At 44.7% G+C, this 16,112-nt stretch carries 16 protein-coding genes, 1 tRNA gene and 1 pseudogene; 16 read left to right on the forward strand and 2 right to left on the reverse strand.

From position 1 onward, the window contains the following. The first annotated feature begins 11 nt into the window (after positions 1-11). The 13 genes and pseudogenes from upp to AC0J5I_RS09760 all read left to right on the forward strand — a co-directional run bounded on the left by upp (position 12) and on the right by AC0J5I_RS09760 (position 10,930). A complete protein-coding gene (gene upp, locus AC0J5I_RS09700; RefSeq protein ID WP_475299625.1) occupies positions 12-647 on the forward strand; it encodes a uracil phosphoribosyltransferase in 636 nt (211 codons plus the stop codon). 602 nt (positions 648-1,249) lie between these two features. After that, entirely contained in the window at positions 1,250-1,966 is a 717-nt protein-coding gene (gene atpB, locus AC0J5I_RS09705) for a F0F1 ATP synthase subunit A (protein ID WP_475299626.1), read from the forward strand. 63 nt (positions 1,967-2,029) lie between these two features. Further along, positions 2,030-2,242: a F0F1 ATP synthase subunit C gene (gene atpE, locus AC0J5I_RS09710; protein ID WP_086627433.1), complete on the forward strand. Its 213-nt coding sequence runs from the start codon at positions 2,030-2,032 to the stop codon at positions 2,240-2,242. 39 nt (positions 2,243-2,281) lie between these two features. Beyond that, positions 2,282-2,785 (forward strand): F0F1 ATP synthase subunit B, encoded by a 504-nt coding sequence (gene atpF / locus AC0J5I_RS09715; protein ID WP_475299627.1) that lies wholly within the window; start codon positions 2,282-2,284, stop codon positions 2,783-2,785. Then, positions 2,778-3,305: a F0F1 ATP synthase subunit delta gene (locus AC0J5I_RS09720; RefSeq protein WP_475299628.1), complete on the forward strand. Its 528-nt coding sequence runs from the start codon at positions 2,778-2,780 to the stop codon at positions 3,303-3,305. Before atpF ends, AC0J5I_RS09720 begins: the two co-directional genes overlap by 8 nt. Positions 3,306-3,327: 22 nt before the next feature. Then, positions 3,328-4,839, forward strand: a complete 1,512-nt coding sequence (gene atpA, locus AC0J5I_RS09725; protein ID WP_475299629.1) for a F0F1 ATP synthase subunit alpha — start codon at positions 3,328-3,330, stop codon at positions 4,837-4,839. Between the two features lie 37 nt (positions 4,840-4,876). Continuing rightward, entirely contained in the window at positions 4,877-5,797 is a 921-nt protein-coding gene (locus tag AC0J5I_RS09730; protein WP_475299630.1) for a F0F1 ATP synthase subunit gamma, read from the forward strand. An 18-nt stretch (positions 5,798-5,815) separates the two neighbouring features. Then, a complete protein-coding gene (atpD, locus tag AC0J5I_RS09735; RefSeq protein ID WP_475299631.1) occupies positions 5,816-7,249 on the forward strand; it encodes a F0F1 ATP synthase subunit beta in 1,434 nt (477 codons plus the stop codon). A gap of 1 nt (position 7,250) precedes the next feature. Continuing rightward, positions 7,251-7,676: a F0F1 ATP synthase subunit epsilon gene (locus AC0J5I_RS09740; protein WP_475299632.1), complete on the forward strand. Its 426-nt coding sequence runs from the start codon at positions 7,251-7,253 to the stop codon at positions 7,674-7,676. 288 nt (positions 7,677-7,964) lie between these two features. Next, positions 7,965-8,189, forward strand: a complete 225-nt coding sequence (locus AC0J5I_RS09745; RefSeq protein WP_475305656.1) for a DUF1146 family protein — start codon at positions 7,965-7,967, stop codon at positions 8,187-8,189. A gap of 121 nt (positions 8,190-8,310) precedes the next feature. Continuing rightward, positions 8,311-9,624, forward strand: a complete 1,314-nt coding sequence (gene murA, locus AC0J5I_RS09750) for a UDP-N-acetylglucosamine 1-carboxyvinyltransferase (RefSeq protein ID WP_475299633.1) — start codon at positions 8,311-8,313, stop codon at positions 9,622-9,624. Between the two features lie 64 nt (positions 9,625-9,688). Continuing rightward, positions 9,689-10,660 (forward strand): annotated as a pseudogene (gene mreB, locus AC0J5I_RS09755) (rod shape-determining protein MreB); the annotation flags it as partial. Positions 10,661-10,741: 81 nt separating this feature from the next. Beyond that, positions 10,742-10,930, forward strand: coding sequence for a DNA-directed RNA polymerase subunit beta (locus AC0J5I_RS09760; protein WP_475299634.1), 189 nt, complete (start codon positions 10,742-10,744; stop codon positions 10,928-10,930). A gap of 366 nt (positions 10,931-11,296) precedes the next feature. Here the strand turns inward: AC0J5I_RS09760 and clpP are convergent, their stop codons facing one another. Together clpP and AC0J5I_RS09770 are read right to left on the reverse strand one after the other, a co-directional pair. Beyond that, positions 11,297-11,917 (reverse strand): ATP-dependent Clp endopeptidase proteolytic subunit ClpP, encoded by a 621-nt coding sequence (clpP, locus tag AC0J5I_RS09765; protein WP_424199350.1) that lies wholly within the window; start codon positions 11,915-11,917, stop codon positions 11,297-11,299. Between the two features lie 277 nt (positions 11,918-12,194). Then, positions 12,195-12,266, reverse strand: a tRNA-Arg gene (locus AC0J5I_RS09770). Between the two features lie 224 nt (positions 12,267-12,490). Here AC0J5I_RS09770 and AC0J5I_RS09775 point away from each other — a divergent pair. The 3 genes from AC0J5I_RS09775 (at position 12,491) to gap (ending at position 16,031) form a co-directional block, all read left to right on the forward strand. Beyond that, positions 12,491-13,585 carry an RNA polymerase factor sigma-54 gene (locus AC0J5I_RS09775; RefSeq protein WP_475299635.1) on the forward strand — a complete coding sequence of 365 codons (1,095 nt, stop codon included), beginning with the start codon at positions 12,491-12,493 and terminating at the stop codon, positions 13,583-13,585. Positions 13,586-13,952: 367 nt separating this feature from the next. After that, positions 13,953-14,990, forward strand: coding sequence for a sugar-binding transcriptional regulator (locus tag AC0J5I_RS09780; RefSeq protein ID WP_475299636.1), 1,038 nt, complete (start codon positions 13,953-13,955; stop codon positions 14,988-14,990). A gap of 39 nt (positions 14,991-15,029) precedes the next feature. Then, complete coding sequence (gene gap / locus AC0J5I_RS09785; RefSeq protein ID WP_475299637.1) at positions 15,030-16,031, forward strand: type I glyceraldehyde-3-phosphate dehydrogenase; 1,002 nt, start codon at positions 15,030-15,032, stop codon at positions 16,029-16,031. Positions 16,032-16,112: the final 81 nt, after the last annotated feature.

The raw sequence follows: 16,112 nt of genomic DNA on the forward strand, positions 1-16,112 counted from the left end.
GGCAAAAGTATATGGGAGAATTCCATGTAATGAATCACCCGTTGATTCAACACAAATTAACAATCATCCGCGAGAAAGAGTGTGGAACAAAAGTATTCCGTGAAGTAGTAAGCGAAATCGCCATGTTGATGGCTTATGAAGTAACAAGGGACATGCCTTTGGAAGACATCGAGATCGAAACGCCATTGGTTAAAACGACTCAAAAAACGTTATCCGGTAAAAAAGTTGCCATCATTCCGATCTTGCGTGCAGGTTTGGGGATGGTCGATGGTTTCTTGGCGATGTTGCCTGCTGCAAAAGTTGGCCATATCGGCATGTACCGTGACCATGATACACTGGAACCAGTAGAATATTTTGTGAAATTACCGACGGACATCCAAGAACGTCAATTGTTCATCGTTGACCCAATGTTGGCGACAGGCGGATCAGCTATTGCAGCTATCGAAGCGTTGGAAAAGAGAGGCGCATCACCATCCTCCATGAAATTCATCTGCCTTGTGGCAGCACCTGAAGGAGTCGAAGCATTGCACGCGGCTTATCCGGATGTGGATATCTATGCAGCTTCTTTGGATGAAAGATTGGACGATAACAGCTACATCCTACCTGGATTAGGAGACGCTGGCGACCGACTATTCGGCACAAAATAAGCGTTCAAAATGGCATTGAGGCAATTGTGTCCATAATTGTCGAACAGTCAATATTATCATGAGAACGATCATCCGATTTACATAATCTTGAAAAGTGAAAATAATGGACTGAGCCAGAAAACCGATGGGTATTTCTGGCTCATTTTTTTTTGTGCAAGTTAAGTTAATTATACTTCAATCGCTTAAGGTTACAGTGCCGACGGGTTTGGAGGGTAGCATGAAAGACAATAAATTTGCTTTTATTTCCCCAGTTCGAAACACTTTTTAGTCAACCTTCGAATTTTCATAATCCTATAAGTATATTTATGTATTGAGTATCATTGATTATGAAGGCGGTATCTTTTCATCATTTTCATGAAAAGGCCGAAAATATCCTTATAATCCGTATATTTGCTTTGAATTTCGATAAAGTTGGTGTTATGATTAGCGATGTTGAACAGATGTGCAAAGAAACTTATGAAATAGCCACTTATTGTGACTAGAGTATGGGAGGTCCAGCTGAATTAGTTGTCTACTTTTACGATTGTCTTTTAATAATAATGTAGCGTGGACTAGGTTTGGCATAGCTGTTTTTTTATTTGTATTGAAAAGAGGTGAAATTATTGGAAGCTGAATCTAAAGTCATCCATTTTATGGGATTGGGTTTCAGTTTGAATATCATCATTAGCGTATTGGCGACCTGCATCATCGTTTTTTTATTTTGTTTTATTGCTACCCGGAAACTGGCGATAAGGCCAACATCCAAAAGCCAATCGGCAATTGAATATTTGGTTGATTTTATCCGGAACATGATTTCCAGCTCTCTTCACTGGAAAGTCGGGCAACAATTCCACTTGTTGGGATTCACTTTGTTCCTATTTGTATGGGTAGCCAATATGTTAGGGCTTGTGTTCATCTTGAACATCGATGGCTATTCCTATTGGAAGAGTCCTACAGCCAGTCCAGTCGTCACATTAGGCTTGGCCTTGATGGTGATTTTGCTGACGCATTACTTTGGTATTAAGGAAAATGGGTTCAAGGAATATTTCATGAACAGCTATGTTCGCCCAGTCGCACCTCTCATGCCGATCAAAATTTTGGAGGAATTCACGAACACATTGACATTGGCGTTACGTCTTTACGGAAATATTTACGCCGGTGAAATTTTGTTGGGGTTGATTGCTTCATTAGCGAATTCTTACGGCTTGTTGACTTGGGTGGTTGGGATTCCACTCCAAATGGTTTGGCAAGGATTTTCCATCTTTATCGGTTCCATCCAAGCTTTCGTCTTCACTACGTTGACTATGGTTTACCTCGCCCATAAGATCGAAGCGGAATAAACTGCTGATCCATGAGCTTAATAAGTGTGCATTATTATATATGAGAAAAAGGAGATTATTATTATGAACTTTATAGGAGCTGCTATTGCGGTTGCCGGTGCGGCCATCGGAGCATCATTAGGAAACGGAAAGGTTATTTCTACTACAATCGAAGCTATCGCAAGACAACCAGAATTGCAAAGCAAATTACAAACTTTGATGTTTATCGGTGTCGGCTTAATTGAAGCTGTTCCCATCATGGCGGTAGTTATAGCTTTCTTACTGATTTTCCAATAATAGGGACCAGAAAGACAGATAACTACAGGAGGGATGATAATGACAGCCAATCTCGTATTGGGAGAGATCACCGCTTTAGGTGATACGATTGTCACGCTGCTGTCATTTCTGATATTGATGGCTCTTATCAAAAAATTCGCATGGCAGCCTTTGATGAAGATCTTAACGGATCGGGAAGAAATGATACATGCAAATATTGATAAAGCTGCAGCAGCGCGCGAGAATGCCGAGAAGAAACAATCGGAAGTCAATGCGCAGCTGATAGAAGTCAGAACAACGGCGAGCGATATTTTGAACCGGGCTCAGGCGGAAGGCAATGAAATACAAAAGAACATCATCAAAGAAGCAAAAGAAGATGCACTACGGATTAAACAAGTGACCCAAAAAGAGCTCGAGCTCGAAAGAAAACAAGCTCTTGAAGGATTGCGCGCCGAAATCGGGGTCATATCATTGGAAATCGCTGAAAAGATCCTCGGCAAGGAAATCAATCAAGCAGACCAACAAACTTTGATCGAAGCGTTCATTGAAGGGCTGGATGATTGATATGGATAAGGACGGTAAAGCAATCGCTACTGTAGAAGCCTATGTGCAAGCCTACTATAACCGCCTGACAGACTCGAAGATTGCGGATAGACTTTATCTCGATCTATCGCAGTTGAAGGATGCCTTCAATCATGCTGACGCCACTGCGGGCGAGAAGCCAAATCTTGATTTGGCAGTGAAGTATCTCGCTCCGGAGACGCTTTTGTTTCTCGAGGGACTCCAAGATAATCTTGATAACGAAGGTATCTTGGCTTCCATCAATGCGTTCAATGCGCTGTATGAGAATAAAAAAGAGTTCGTGAATATGAAGTTGATTTCTGCGGTACCTTTAACTGCAGATCAAAAAACGCGCATCATGGACAAAATGAATAAAAGAATCGGGGAAGCGACCTTCTTTGTGACTGAAGTGGTCGATTCCACCGTGATGGGTGGCGTCCGGTTAGAGTCGGAAAACCATTATTTCGACAATACCGTCGCTACAAAGTTGAAAGAAATGAAGAGACATATCCTGAAAGATTAATAGGGTTGAAGAGGTGAATAATGTGGCTACTGAAAACGAAGATTTAAGTTCATTGATCAAAAATAGGATCAACACTTTTCAATCTGTATCAGAGTTTGAAGAAATTGGAAAAGTTACCTACATCGGTGATGGAATCGCGCGCGCGAAAGGTTTGGAGAACGTTATGTCCGGTGAATTGTTGGAGTTCTCCAACGGCTCCATCGGTATGGCCCAAAACCTGGAGATGACTGATGTCGGTATCATCATTTTTGGAGCTTATGAAAATATCCATGAGGGCGATATCGTCAAACGTACAGGCAAAATCATGGAAGTTCCGGTCGGAGATGCTTTGATCGGGCGTGTTGTGGATGCTTTAGGCAGCCCAGTGGACGGTTTAGGCAGCATCGAAACGACGGGCACAAGACCGGTTGAAAACGCAGCGCCAGGCGTCATGGATCGTCAATCCGTCAGACAACCTCTTCAGACCGGCCTTAAAGCATTGGATGCTTTGGTGCCTATCGGTCGAGGCCAACGTGAGCTGATCATCGGCGACCGCAAAACCGGTAAAACAAGCATCGCAATCGATGCTATCATCAACCAACGCGGCAAAGATGTTATCTGCATCTACGTCGCAATCGGACAAAAGGAATCTACAGTCCGTAATATGACGGAAACGTTGAAAAAATATCATGCAATGGATTATACGATTGTCGTGACTGCAAGTGCTTCGCAATCCGCGCCGATGCTTTATATCGCGCCTTATGCTGCTACAGCGATGGCAGAAGAGTTTATGCACAAAGGCAAACACGTCCTTATCGTGTACGATGATCTTTCCAAACAGGCGGCTGCTTACCGTGAAATGTCCTTGCTGTTGCGCCGTCCGCCAGGTCGCGAGGCGTATCCAGGGGATGTCTTCTACTTGCATTCCCGTCTGTTGGAACGCTCAGCAAAATTGAATGATGAATTGGGCGGCGGTTCCATCACCTCCCTGCCGATCGTTGAAACGCAAGCGGGAGATATCTCAGCTTATATTCCGACGAACGTCATCTCCATCACGGATGGTCAGATCTTCTTGGAAAGCGATTTGTTCTTCTCGGGAATCCGTCCGGCACTATCTGCCGGTCTGTCGGTTTCCCGTGTCGGCGGTTCTGCTCAAATCAAAGCTATGAAAAAAGTATCCGGCACGCTGCGTATCGATTTGGCAAGTTATCGCGAACTGGAGGCATTCACTCAGTTCGGTTCGGACTTGGATGTTTCCACACAGAAACGTCTTAGCCGCGGCCGCAGAACCGTGGAAATACTGAAGCAGGACTTGCACAAGACCTTGGATGTCGAAAAACAAGTTCTCATTCTCTATGCATTGACGCACGGATTTATCGATTCCATTCCGGTGCAGGACATCGAGCGATATGAATCTGAGCTGTTCAAATTCGTCAAAATGTCCTATCCTGAACTGTTCTCCATCATTGTGGAGACAAAAGACTTACCACCTGCGGAAGACCTGGATGAAGCGCTTAGTGCATTCGCGGGCATCTTTATTCCGCACGTCGAGTAGATTGGATAGCATGTACAGATAATATTGAGGTGATAATATGGCAGAGTCTTTAATAGACATCCGGAAACGCATTGCTTCCACAAAGAAGACAAGTCAAATAACAAGCGCCATGCAAATGGTATCTGCCTCCAAACTGATCCGCGCCGAACAAAAGGTGCGGGGATATCAGCTTTATGCAGCAAAAATACGCGAAATCGTAACACACATAGCCAGCACGCAATTATCTTTGCTTGAAGAGCATGGTCATGTGTCAGCGAACGATCAAGTTCTGGTCGATTTTCACGATATGTTGATTGAACGCCCGATCCGCAAAACAGGCTATCTGATTATTTCTTCCGATAAAGGTTTAGCCGGAGGATACAACAGTTCGATCCTGAAAGCGACAAAAGATATGCTTGCGATCGACCACGCTTCGAATGATGAATTTGTTGTGCTGTCGGTCGGTGGAGCGGTCGCTGATGATCTCAGAAAGAGCGGCATCGAAGTTGCATTCGAAATCCGGGATCTGAACGACCAGCCCAGCTTCACGGAAGTCAGTGATATCGTAGTGAAAGCCATCCAGCTTTATCGTGATGGAGCTTTTGATGAATTGTATGTTTGTTACAAACATCATATCAACGCTTTGATTTCTGAGTATCGGGCTGAAAAAATGCTGCCGTTGACGGACTTGGATTCCCATGAAGCAGTCGGTTACGAAGTCGATTATCTTTTTGAACCAAACAAAGAGGAAATTTTGGAAATTTTACTTCCGCAATATGCGGAAAGTTTGATTTACGGCGCCATTATCGACGCTAAATCATCTGAGCATGCTTCACGCATGACGGCCATGAAGAGTGCTACCGATAATGCGACCAATATGATCAACGATATGACGATTAAATACAATCGAGTGAGACAGACTGCAATCACGCAAGAAATCACCGAAATCGTCGGTGGAGCTTCTGCTCTGGAAGATTAGAAAATGGGAGGAAAAGGCATGAAAAAAGGTCATATTGTACAAGTAATCGGGCCGGTAGTCGACGTTGGCTTCCCATTGGAAGAAGGTGTCCCGGACATCCGCAATGCGCTCATTGTACACAAGGCACCCAAAGCTGGGAGTAATGAAGAAGGGGAAACCATCGTTTTGGAGGTTTCGCTTGAACTAGGGAATGGTGTTGTTCGCGCAATCGCAATGGAATCGACCGATGGCCTGCAAAGAGGCTTGACTGTCGTCGATACTGGCGCACCCATCAAGGTGCCGGTTGGGTTAGGCACGTTAGGCCGGGTGTTCAACGTGTTGGGTGAGGCAATTGATTTGAAGGGCGCTATCCCTGATGACTTCCGTCGTGAATCTATTCACAGAAAAGCACCGACTTTTGATCAGTTGAGCAGTAACTTTGAAATCCTGGAAACAGGCATCAAAGTTATCGACTTGCTGGCGCCGTACCTTAAAGGCGGAAAAATCGGTCTCTTCGGTGGAGCGGGTGTCGGTAAGACGGTACTGATCCAAGAATTGATCCATAATGTAGCTGAACAGCATGGCGGCATCTCGGTATTCACGGGTGTCGGTGAGCGTACGCGTGAAGGAAATGACCTTTACCACGAAATGCAGGAGTCAGGCGTCGGTGAAAAGACGGCCATGGTGTTCGGTCAAATGAATGAGCCACCTGGTGCACGTATGCGTGTCGCTTTGTCCGGTTTGACGATGGCGGAACATTTCCGTGATGAAGAAAAACAAGATGTCCTGTTGTTCATCGATAATATTTACCGGTTCACGCAGGCTGGTTCCGAAGTTTCCGCGCTATTGGGCCGGATGCCTTCAGCAGTAGGGTATCAACCGACATTGGCGACAGAAATGGGTCAACTTCAGGAACGTATCAGTTCCACAAAAGATGGTTCGATTACTTCTATTCAAGCAATCTATGTTCCAGCGGATGATTACACCGATCCGGCACCGGCGACAACCTTTGCCCATCTGGATGCAACGACCAACTTGGAGCGTAAATTGACTGAGCAAGGGATTTATCCCGCTGTAGATCCATTAGCTTCCTCTTCAAGTGCGTTATCTCCGGATATTGTCGGGGATGAACATTATGACGTTGCTACGAAAGTGCAACGCATACTGCAACGTTATCGTGAACTGCAGGATATCATCGCTATCCTGGGTATGGACGAATTGTCCGATTCTGAAAAAATCACTGTTAACCGCGCTAGAAGAATCCAATTCTTCCTGTCCCAAAACTTCCATGTGGCAGAAGCCTTTACAGGTGTTCCTGGATCGTATGTTCCTGTATCCGAAACCGTACGCGGCTTCAAAGGGATCGTGGAAGGTAAATACGACGGTGTTCCGGAAGAAGCTTTCCGCAACGTCGGTACGATTGAAGAAGTTCTGAATAAAGCGAAAGAATTAGGCTACCAAGGAGGGGAATGAGATGGCATATCTGCAAGTCAATGTGGTGACGCCGGATGGTATCGCCTTTCAGCATCGTGCTAAAGCGGTGACCGCCAAAACAACGGACGGCGGCATTACCATCATGCCAAACCATACCCCGATCATTGTGCCTTTGGCGATTTCCGACCTGATCGTAACGCGTGTGACCGATGAGTTGGCACAAAACCATATTGCCGTCAACGGCGGCATCATGGAAGTGCGCGACAATGTTGTCAACATCATTGCGAACAGTGCGGAACGTGAAAAGGATATCGATATCGACCGTGCCGAAGTCGCAAAAGAACGCGCCGAAAGACGAATGGTGGAGGCGCGTGACATCAAAAATGAAAAAGAATTCCAACGCGCGAAGATCTCGCTATCGAAAGCCATCAACCGTATCGGCGTTTCGAAGAACAGATCCAACTGAGAAAAAAGAGGCCAGAGATGGCCTCTTTTTTTTGAGCCAATTATTCTCTGACAATTAATTTAGTGGAGTAGATAATATGCACAAATCATTTGCGTAAATAGCCCACAATTTCATTTTGATGTGTTGTAACATATTATTATACCTTAACAGGAAAACAAATGTAAACGATTTTCTTAGTAAATTCTTTGCAGATGGTCGGACAAAAACGAGCTTCCTTGTTTTTTTTTCACAATATTTATGTTAGTATAGTTTGAGAATATGGGAGGAGTGCGTCGCTTGGACATAACGATGTTTAACGGTATAATAGTATTGCTATCCCATATGATATTCATTTTCATTTCTTTCTGGTCGATGAAAGCCATCAGATTGGAGAAATGGATAAGGAAGGGGCACATACGCGAAGCACGGGTGCTCTATTTCTTTCTGTCGATTGCTTTAGGCTACATAGTAAGTACGTTTCTGCTTGAGTTGGTGGCGACCTCGCGGAACATCAGCTACTTATTGTTCTCATGAGCTGCTGGTGGTTGCGCAACAGATTGTTGCTGTACGGGCAGTTCGGAGTTCCAGGTTTATCAAACTAGTTGCATACAAACATACAAATGAGATCACAATTGACTTTCGGAGGGATTTTTTTATGGAAAAAATAATTGTTCGCGGCGGTAACCGTCTTGAAGGAACAGTTAAAGTTGAAGGCGCAAAAAACGCAGTTTTGCCGATTTTAGCTGCTACACTATTGGCAAGCGAAGGGCAATCTGTATTGACGAACGTTCCGATACTTTCTGATGTTTTCACAATGAATAACGTTCTGAAACATCTGAATGTCGGCGTTGAATTTCAAGAAAACAACAACACCATCTTAGCGGATGCATCAAACGACATTAATTTTGAAGCACCATTTGCTTATGTCAGCAAAATGCGTGCATCGATCGTCGTAATGGGTCCGCTTTTGGCACGTCTGGGGCATGCACGCATCGCCTTGCCGGGTGGCTGTGCCATCGGAACAAGGCCTATCGACCTTCACCTGAAAGGGTTTGAAGCGATGGGTGCTGACATCAAAATCGAAAATGGTTTTGTTGAAGCAAAAGTCGACAGATTAGTCGGCGCACGCATTTACTTGGACTTCCCAAGTGTCGGTGCTACCCAGAACATCATGATGGGCGCTACTTTAGCCGAAGGAACCACTATTATCGAAAACGTCGCACGGGAACCTGAAATCGTTGATTTGGCGAATTTCTTGAACCGCATGGGCGCGAAAGTTGTCGGAGCCGGAACAGAAACAATTCGTATCGAAGGTGTTTCATCCATGAAAGCAACAGAACATTCGATCATCCCGGACCGTATCGAGGCAGGGACATTCATGATCGCGGCTGCAGTCACGAACGGAAATGTGTTCATTGAAGATGCGATTGCCGAACACAACAAACCGCTGATTTCAAAACTGAAGGAAATGCACGTTGCCTTTCAGGAAGAAGAAAATGGACTGCGCGTAATCGGACCGCGTACTTTGAAGGCGACTGACGTCAAAACGATGCCGCATCCAGGGTTCCCTACCGATATGCAAGCGCAAATGACGATTGCGCAATTGGTATCCCAAGGTACCAGCACAATGACTGAAACGGTATTCGAAAACCGCTTCATGCACTTGGAAGAGATGCGCCGTATGAACGCTGATTTTAAAGTCGAAGGGCAGACGGTCCTGATTCATGGCAATACAGACTTGCAAGGGGCAGAAGTAGCCGCAACGGATTTACGTGCGGCAGCGGCTTTGATCATCGCTGGTCTAGTTTCCAAAGGCTATACGCGCGTCACAAACCTATCGCATTTGGATCGCGGTTATTATGAATTCGATAAAAAGCTACAGGCATTAGGCGCTGACGTCGAACGTGTAACGGAAGATGAACAGAAGGCCTTCAGTGATTCAGATGTGGAAGCACTTTTTGCAAAATAAGTCGGACAACTGTCGTCCGCAAGATAGCTATCGCTAAATGATGAATGTTTGAGAGGGGAACAACGTGGCCAGAGATATAGGAATCGATTTAGGTACAGCGAACGTGCTGATTCACGTTAAAGGGAAAGGTATCGTTTTGAATGAGCCTTCCGTCGTAGCAGTAGACACAAAAACCGGAAAAGTTTTAGCAGTTGGGGAAGAAGCCTATATGATGGTCGGGCGTACGCCGGCAAACATCAGAGTGATCCGTCCGTTGAAAGGCGGCGTTATCGCAGACTTTGACATCACAGAAGCAATGTTGACCCACTTTATTGATCGCTTGAATGTAAAGGGCTTTTTGACCAAGCCGAATATTTTGATCTGTTGTCCGACGAACATCACAACAATCGAACAAAAAGCAATTATCCAAGCCGCAGAAAAGAGTGGCGGCAAGAATGTGTATCTGGAGGAAGAACCGAAAGTTGCGGCTGTCGGTGCTGGCCTTGATATTTTTCAGCCGAACGGAAATATGGTCATCGATATGGGTGGCGGAACGAGTGATATTGCAGTCTTGTCATTGGGCGGCATCGTAACGAGCAGCTCAATTAAAACGGCCGGCGATAAACTGGATGCCGACATCATGAACTTTGTAAAAAGAGAACACAAATTATTGATCGGCGAGCGGACAGCTGAAAAGATCAAAATTACAATCGGAACCGCTTTGGAGCCTGAAAAGGAAGAAAAAATGGAAATCCGTGGACGTGATATGGTGACAGGCCTTCCGCGCACCATCTACATCACTTCCAAAGAAATCTACGAAGCGATGCACGAAACCTTGGTGCTTGTCGTGGAACAAGCGAAGGAAGTATTGGAAATGACGCCTCCTGAATTGGCTGCGGACATCATCAATACCGGAATCGTACTGACAGGCGGGGGCGCATTGATCAGTGGAATCGAGAAACTCTTCTCGAGCGAGTTGAAGGTTCCTGTTTTCGCTGCGGAAAAACCTTTGGATGCTGTAGCTTTGGGAACGGGTATTCTCTTGAATAACATTGATCAAAAGAATCGCCCATCCAGTGGGATTTTCGGATTGTTGGCACGATTGATCCAAAAAACCAAAATCAAAAAAGGAAGATAGGTGATCGCTGTGAAATTTGATTTCAAACCTGTACTGTCAACGGTGATGTGGGTTTTGATTTTCATGTTGATGGCCTTCATTCTGTTCGGAGCCGGTCTGATGGTCGGGTTTGGCGTCCTCGGTGACGGCAATCCGATGCTTGTCTTCAGTAAACAGACCTGGGAACATATCTTCAATTATATCCGTTAAGGAAACAAGAAAGGCAGATCGGAACGCTTGCGTTTCCGTCTGCCTTTCTTGTTGAATTTTAGCTGCGCAGGTGCGCTGACGGTTTTTTTTATTCTTCGGCTGTCCTCCGGTGGGCGAAGCCTTCGCCGGAGGACAGGGGCAACTTGGTGAGCGAACTCCCGCGAGGATGGCCTCACAGGAGTACAATCCAGTTTTCACCGGTCTCCTCCGGCGAGCGTATGCCTCGCCTGAGCTACGAACTTGCTTCCGCTGTGGCTGAGCCCCGATTAAAGACGGTCACAGCCTGGCTACCATACTAATGCAATACACAAAAGCGAAGACAATCAGCATCATTCTGCTGATCGTCTTCGCTTTTTTCGCATAATTTTATTTCAATGATTTTGAGTTGACCATGACTTCGTCGATCAAACCGTATTCTTTGGCTTGTTGGGCTGTCATGTAGTTATCGCGGTCGGTATCGCGTTCGATGACTTCCATCGGTTGTCCTGTGCGTTCAGCCAAAATTTTATTCAGGCGTTCGCGGGTTTGCAGGATGTGACGGGCTGCGATTTCGATTTCTGTTGCTTGACCTTGTGCGCCGCCAAGCGGTTGGTGGATCATAATCTCAGCATTCGGCAATGCGAAACGTTTGCCTTTTTCACCGGCAGTCAGCAAGAAGCTGCCCATGGATGCTGCCATACCCATTGCGATGGTCTGAACGTCTGCTTTGATGAAGTTCATCGTATCGAAGATGGCCAAACCAGCAGAGACGCTACCTCCTGGAGAGTTGATGTAGATATAGATATCTTTTTCTGAATCTTGTGCATCCAGGAATAGTAATTGCGCGATGACAGAGTTCGCCGTATAATCGTCGATTGGGCCGCTCAACATGATGATGCGATCCTTCAGAAGGCGAGAGTAGATATCATACGCACGTTCACCACGGGATGATTGTTCGATTACTGTAGGGATTAAATTCATATATGTTTCCTCCTCGTTCGTTTGAATGAACAGTTTTTCTTTACATGGTTTATTTTAACTCATTGGTCAGAAAAGGTCAATTGTAATGTTTGGCCTTTAGCCTCGCGTTTTCTGATGAAATATACCTTAGTCAATCATATCGTTTCAGTCAGCAAATGTCCAAAAATAGATTTTGAAAATATGGATTGGATTCAGGGTGAAGCAAGAAGCAAATAAAAAAATCTCCGCTTCCGCTTGGGAAAGGAGATTTTTTTATTTGTTTTGAATTCAAAGTCCGCAACGTTGATGCATCAATAAAATAGTACGTCTCCTGAGGGAATCGAACCCCCATCTCAAGAACCGGAATCTTACGTGATATCCATTACACCAAGGAGACAAGCAACATCAAAAATTATAACCTATAGCGTGAAAGATAGCAAGCAGGAAATTTATATCAAATCGCACGACAGTTCTGAGGCAGACCCGGATCTACGGGACGCCCATTGATCTCCAGAATCAGCAGCCCCATTGCACTTGAAATTAGCTGCTATACATTGAAAACGATTTCAATAAAAGCTTGTGTGTGATAAAATGATTGTGAAAAGGTAAGGAGGGGTTAATGTGTCAGTTATATCAAGTATGCATATGAATAAGGAAAGCTTGGAGGAATCACTGAGACTCGTTGGATACGATAATGAAGAATTGTTCGCTTACCTTCAACAAAAAGCATTAGGTAATCCTTTAATCGAAGTGAAAATCAATAAAGAATTCGATGAACGCGCTGTAATAGAAAAATCGGTCGTGTATAAGCCAGATAAAGACGATCCGATGGACACTGTTTCCGCTATGGATCAAGTCTATGAAGAAGTGCCTGCGTTGGATACATTCTTATTGGAACAAATCTATGCAAATATGCGGGACACGCCCTTGCGCGAGTTGGTTTTATTTCTCGTGGCATTCATCAATCCAGAAGGATACGTCACCATCGACCTGAAAGAGGCCGCGGAACAGAAGGGTGTGGAACCGATCGTGATGTTGGACGCATTGACGCTGCTGCATCAATTGGATCCTCCGGGTGTCGGAGCCCGAAATCTGCAGGAATGTCTGATGCTACAGACGGAGCGTGATGAATATGCACCGGAAATTGCCTATTATATATTTGAGAATTATTTTATGGCCTTCAGTGACAAAAACTGGCAAGCCATAGCGGACGAGATGGGTGTGGACCTGTCCGACGTGAAGGCGGTATTCGAGTATGCCCAAACTTTAGATCCTACCCCGGGATCAGCATTCGGCGATGACAGTCTCTCTTTGCCCAGACCGGATCTTTATCTGCATCTCGTGGATGGGCATCTGACTGTAAAATACAATGAATTGGCTTCTCCTGTTGTTGTTTTCCAAAAAGAATATTATGAAGAGATGATGCAGCACGAAGATGAGGATGTGCAACAATTTCTGGCAGCGAAGAAAACGGAATGGGAGCAGTTGCGTTCAGCAGTTGCATTCAGAAGAGAGTTGTTGCTTGCGGTGGGAGAATTGATCTGCAGTTTGCAGAAAGGCTTTTTCCTGGATGGCAGGGAATTGGAACTAATTGATGTGACTCGATTGGCTGGGGATTTAGCGATCCCGGTCACTGTCATGCGCGAACAAATATTAGAGAAAACAATCGAAACGGACCGTGGGACATTTTTGTTGCACCAGTTATGCGGTGAATAGGCCGTGAATCGATGATAATAAATGAAAAAGATGCGAAACGCTAAACAATAACGGGACGAATATCGACCATCATCAAAAAGTTGCTGTATCAAGGTTTTCTGAAAGCGTACGACTAAAAGGCAATCGGATTATAGCTTAATCGTGATATATTGAACGAATCTATTTTGAAGGAAATCGAATTTATTTGCCAAAATGCTTGAAACGTCTAGTGTTTACTGTTAAAATAAGCAAGTAAAGACGAGGGAGATTAGACGGATGCAAAAAGTATTTGCAGCCTTATTCCATCTCTCCTGATATGAAATAAACGAGGACCGCCTAAGATTGCAGCGGGGCGAAAAGCGTCCACGTGCAAATGAAGAGGGTTGTTATGGAAGAGTCTATTTCAGTCTTGCAGCAAATAGTCCCGGACATTATGTCAGTCCTTCAAAATCGTTACCATATCATGCGTAATATCCAAATGTATGCGCCAGTCGGGAGACGCGTCCTGGCCGATAAAGTTTCCTTGTCAGAAAGGACTTTAAGGACTGAGACAGATTTTTTGCGGAAACAAGGTCTTCTTTCCAGTTCAAAGAACGGGATGGAATTGACTGAGGAAGGCGAAGACATCTTTCGTCAACTGGAAAGATTCATGCGGTTATTGCTGAATATGAATGCGAAAGAAAAGGCGTTAGCGGATTATTTGAACATTCAGTTTTGTAGGATTGTTCGTGGTGATAGTGATGAAGATGCATCCGTTCTGGATGAAATCGGAAAAACTGCCGCCAAAGAATTGCATGCGTTATTGCCGGCAGGCGAATTTATCGTTGCTGTTGCTGGCGGAAGTACAATGGCACAGGCTGCCGAACATTTTTCACCTGAATTGTCACAGAACCGGGAGTTCATTTTTGTCCCGACACGAGGCGGTTTAGGCGAATCCATGTCGATCCAAGCCAACAGTGTCAGCGATCGTATGGCGCAATTGGTCGGCGGTGAGAACATGGCACTTTTCGTTCCCGATAATTTGAGCGAAAAAGCTTATGCATCAATGAAATCCGAGCCATCGATCAAACATACTTTATCCGTCATGAAAAAGGCAAACTGCTTGTTATATAGCATCGGTAATGCTAAAGTAATGATGGAAAGACGCAGGATGTCGCATGGGTTGATTTCGTCCCTAGAAGCGCATAACGCGGTAGGTGAAGCCTTTGGTTGTTACTTCAATGAGAATGGAGAAATCGTCTATCGATTGTCCCGATTCGGGCTTCAGATTGAAGAAATCGAAAAGATCCCGTACGCAATGGCCATTGCAGGGGGAAGCACGAAAGCCAAGGCTATTAAAGCGTTCATGAAATATGCCCCGCATCAAACATGGCTGATTACGGATGAGGGCGCAGCTAATCTGATTTTAAAAGGGGTAACCCTTTAAAATAAAAATTTTGACTTATCCTAAGGAGGAAATCTCAGTATGACAGTAAAAGTTGGTATTAACGGTTTTGGACGTATTGGACGTTTAGCATTCCGCCGTATTCAAGAAGTAGAAGGAATCGAAGTTGTAGCAATCAATGACTTGACTGACGCTAAAATGTTAGCTCACTTATTGAAATATGATACAACTCAAGGCAGATTCAATGGTGATGTAGAAGTTAAAGACGGATTCTTCACTGTAAACGGAAAAGACATCAAAGTGTTATCACAACGTAACCCAGCAGATCTTCCATGGGCAGAACTTGGCGTAGAGTTCGTATTGGAATGTACTGGTTTCTTCATGAGCAAAGCAGGAGCTCAAGCTCACGTTGATGCAGGCGCTAAACGTGTTCTTTTATCTGCTCCAGCAGGCAGCGACGTTAAAACAATCGTTTATAACGTTAACCATAACGAATTAAATGCTGAAGATGTTATCGTTTCAGGCGCATCTTGCACAACTAACTGCTTGGCTCCAATGGCTAAAGTATTGAACGACGAATACGGAATCATTGAAGGCTTAATGACTACAATCCACGCTTACACTGGCGACCAAAACACTTTGGATGCTCCACATCCTAAAGGTGACTTCCGTCGTGCACGTGCTGCTGCAGCAAACATCGTTCCTAACACAACTGGTGCTGCTAAAGCTATCGGCGATGTATTGCCTGAATTGAAAGGCAAATTAGATGGAGCTGCTCAACGTGTTCCAGTTCCTACCGGTTCATTGACTGAATTAGTTACTGTATTGGAAAAAACTGTAACTGTTGAAGAAATCAATGCTGCTATGAAAGCTGCTTCTAACGAATCTTACGGCTACACTGAAGACGAAATCGTTTCAAGCGACATCGTAGGCATCAACTTCGGTTCTTTATTCGATGCTACACAAACTAAAGTAATGACAGTTGGAGACAAGCAATTAGTTAAAACTGTTTCTTGGTATGACAATGAAATGTCTTACGCTTCACAATTAGTACGTACTTTAGTAGAATTTGCTAGCTTATAAGATCAAGTCTTTCATATAATGAAAGCTGAATCGTAGAAGATAACAAAAGCGGGGAGGCAACGCGCTTCCTCGCTTTTCTTA

The sequence above is a fragment of the Trichococcus sp. TS_SC_9 genome (assembly GCF_056156325.1).

Coding starts and splice junctions, on each gene's coding strand:
- upp (WP_475299625.1), top strand. CDS start 12: ATGGGAGAATTCCATGTAATGAATCACCCGTTGATTCAACACAAATTA.
- atpE (WP_086627433.1), top strand. CDS start 2,030: ATGAACTTTATAGGAGCTGCTATTGCGGTTGCCGGTGCGGCCATCGGA.
- atpF (WP_475299627.1), top strand. CDS start 2,282: ATGACAGCCAATCTCGTATTGGGAGAGATCACCGCTTTAGGTGATACG.
- AC0J5I_RS09720 (WP_475299628.1), top strand. CDS start 2,778: ATGATTGATATGGATAAGGACGGTAAAGCAATCGCTACTGTAGAAGCC.
- AC0J5I_RS09730 (WP_475299630.1), top strand. CDS start 4,877: ATGGCAGAGTCTTTAATAGACATCCGGAAACGCATTGCTTCCACAAAG.
- atpD (WP_475299631.1), top strand. CDS start 5,816: ATGAAAAAAGGTCATATTGTACAAGTAATCGGGCCGGTAGTCGACGTT.
- AC0J5I_RS09740 (WP_475299632.1), top strand. CDS start 7,251: ATGGCATATCTGCAAGTCAATGTGGTGACGCCGGATGGTATCGCCTTT.
- AC0J5I_RS09745 (WP_475305656.1), top strand. CDS start 7,965: ATGTTTAACGGTATAATAGTATTGCTATCCCATATGATATTCATTTTC.
- murA (WP_475299633.1), top strand. CDS start 8,311: ATGGAAAAAATAATTGTTCGCGGCGGTAACCGTCTTGAAGGAACAGTT.
- AC0J5I_RS09780 (WP_475299636.1), top strand. CDS start 13,953: ATGGAAGAGTCTATTTCAGTCTTGCAGCAAATAGTCCCGGACATTATG.
- gap (WP_475299637.1), top strand. CDS start 15,030: ATGACAGTAAAAGTTGGTATTAACGGTTTTGGACGTATTGGACGTTTA.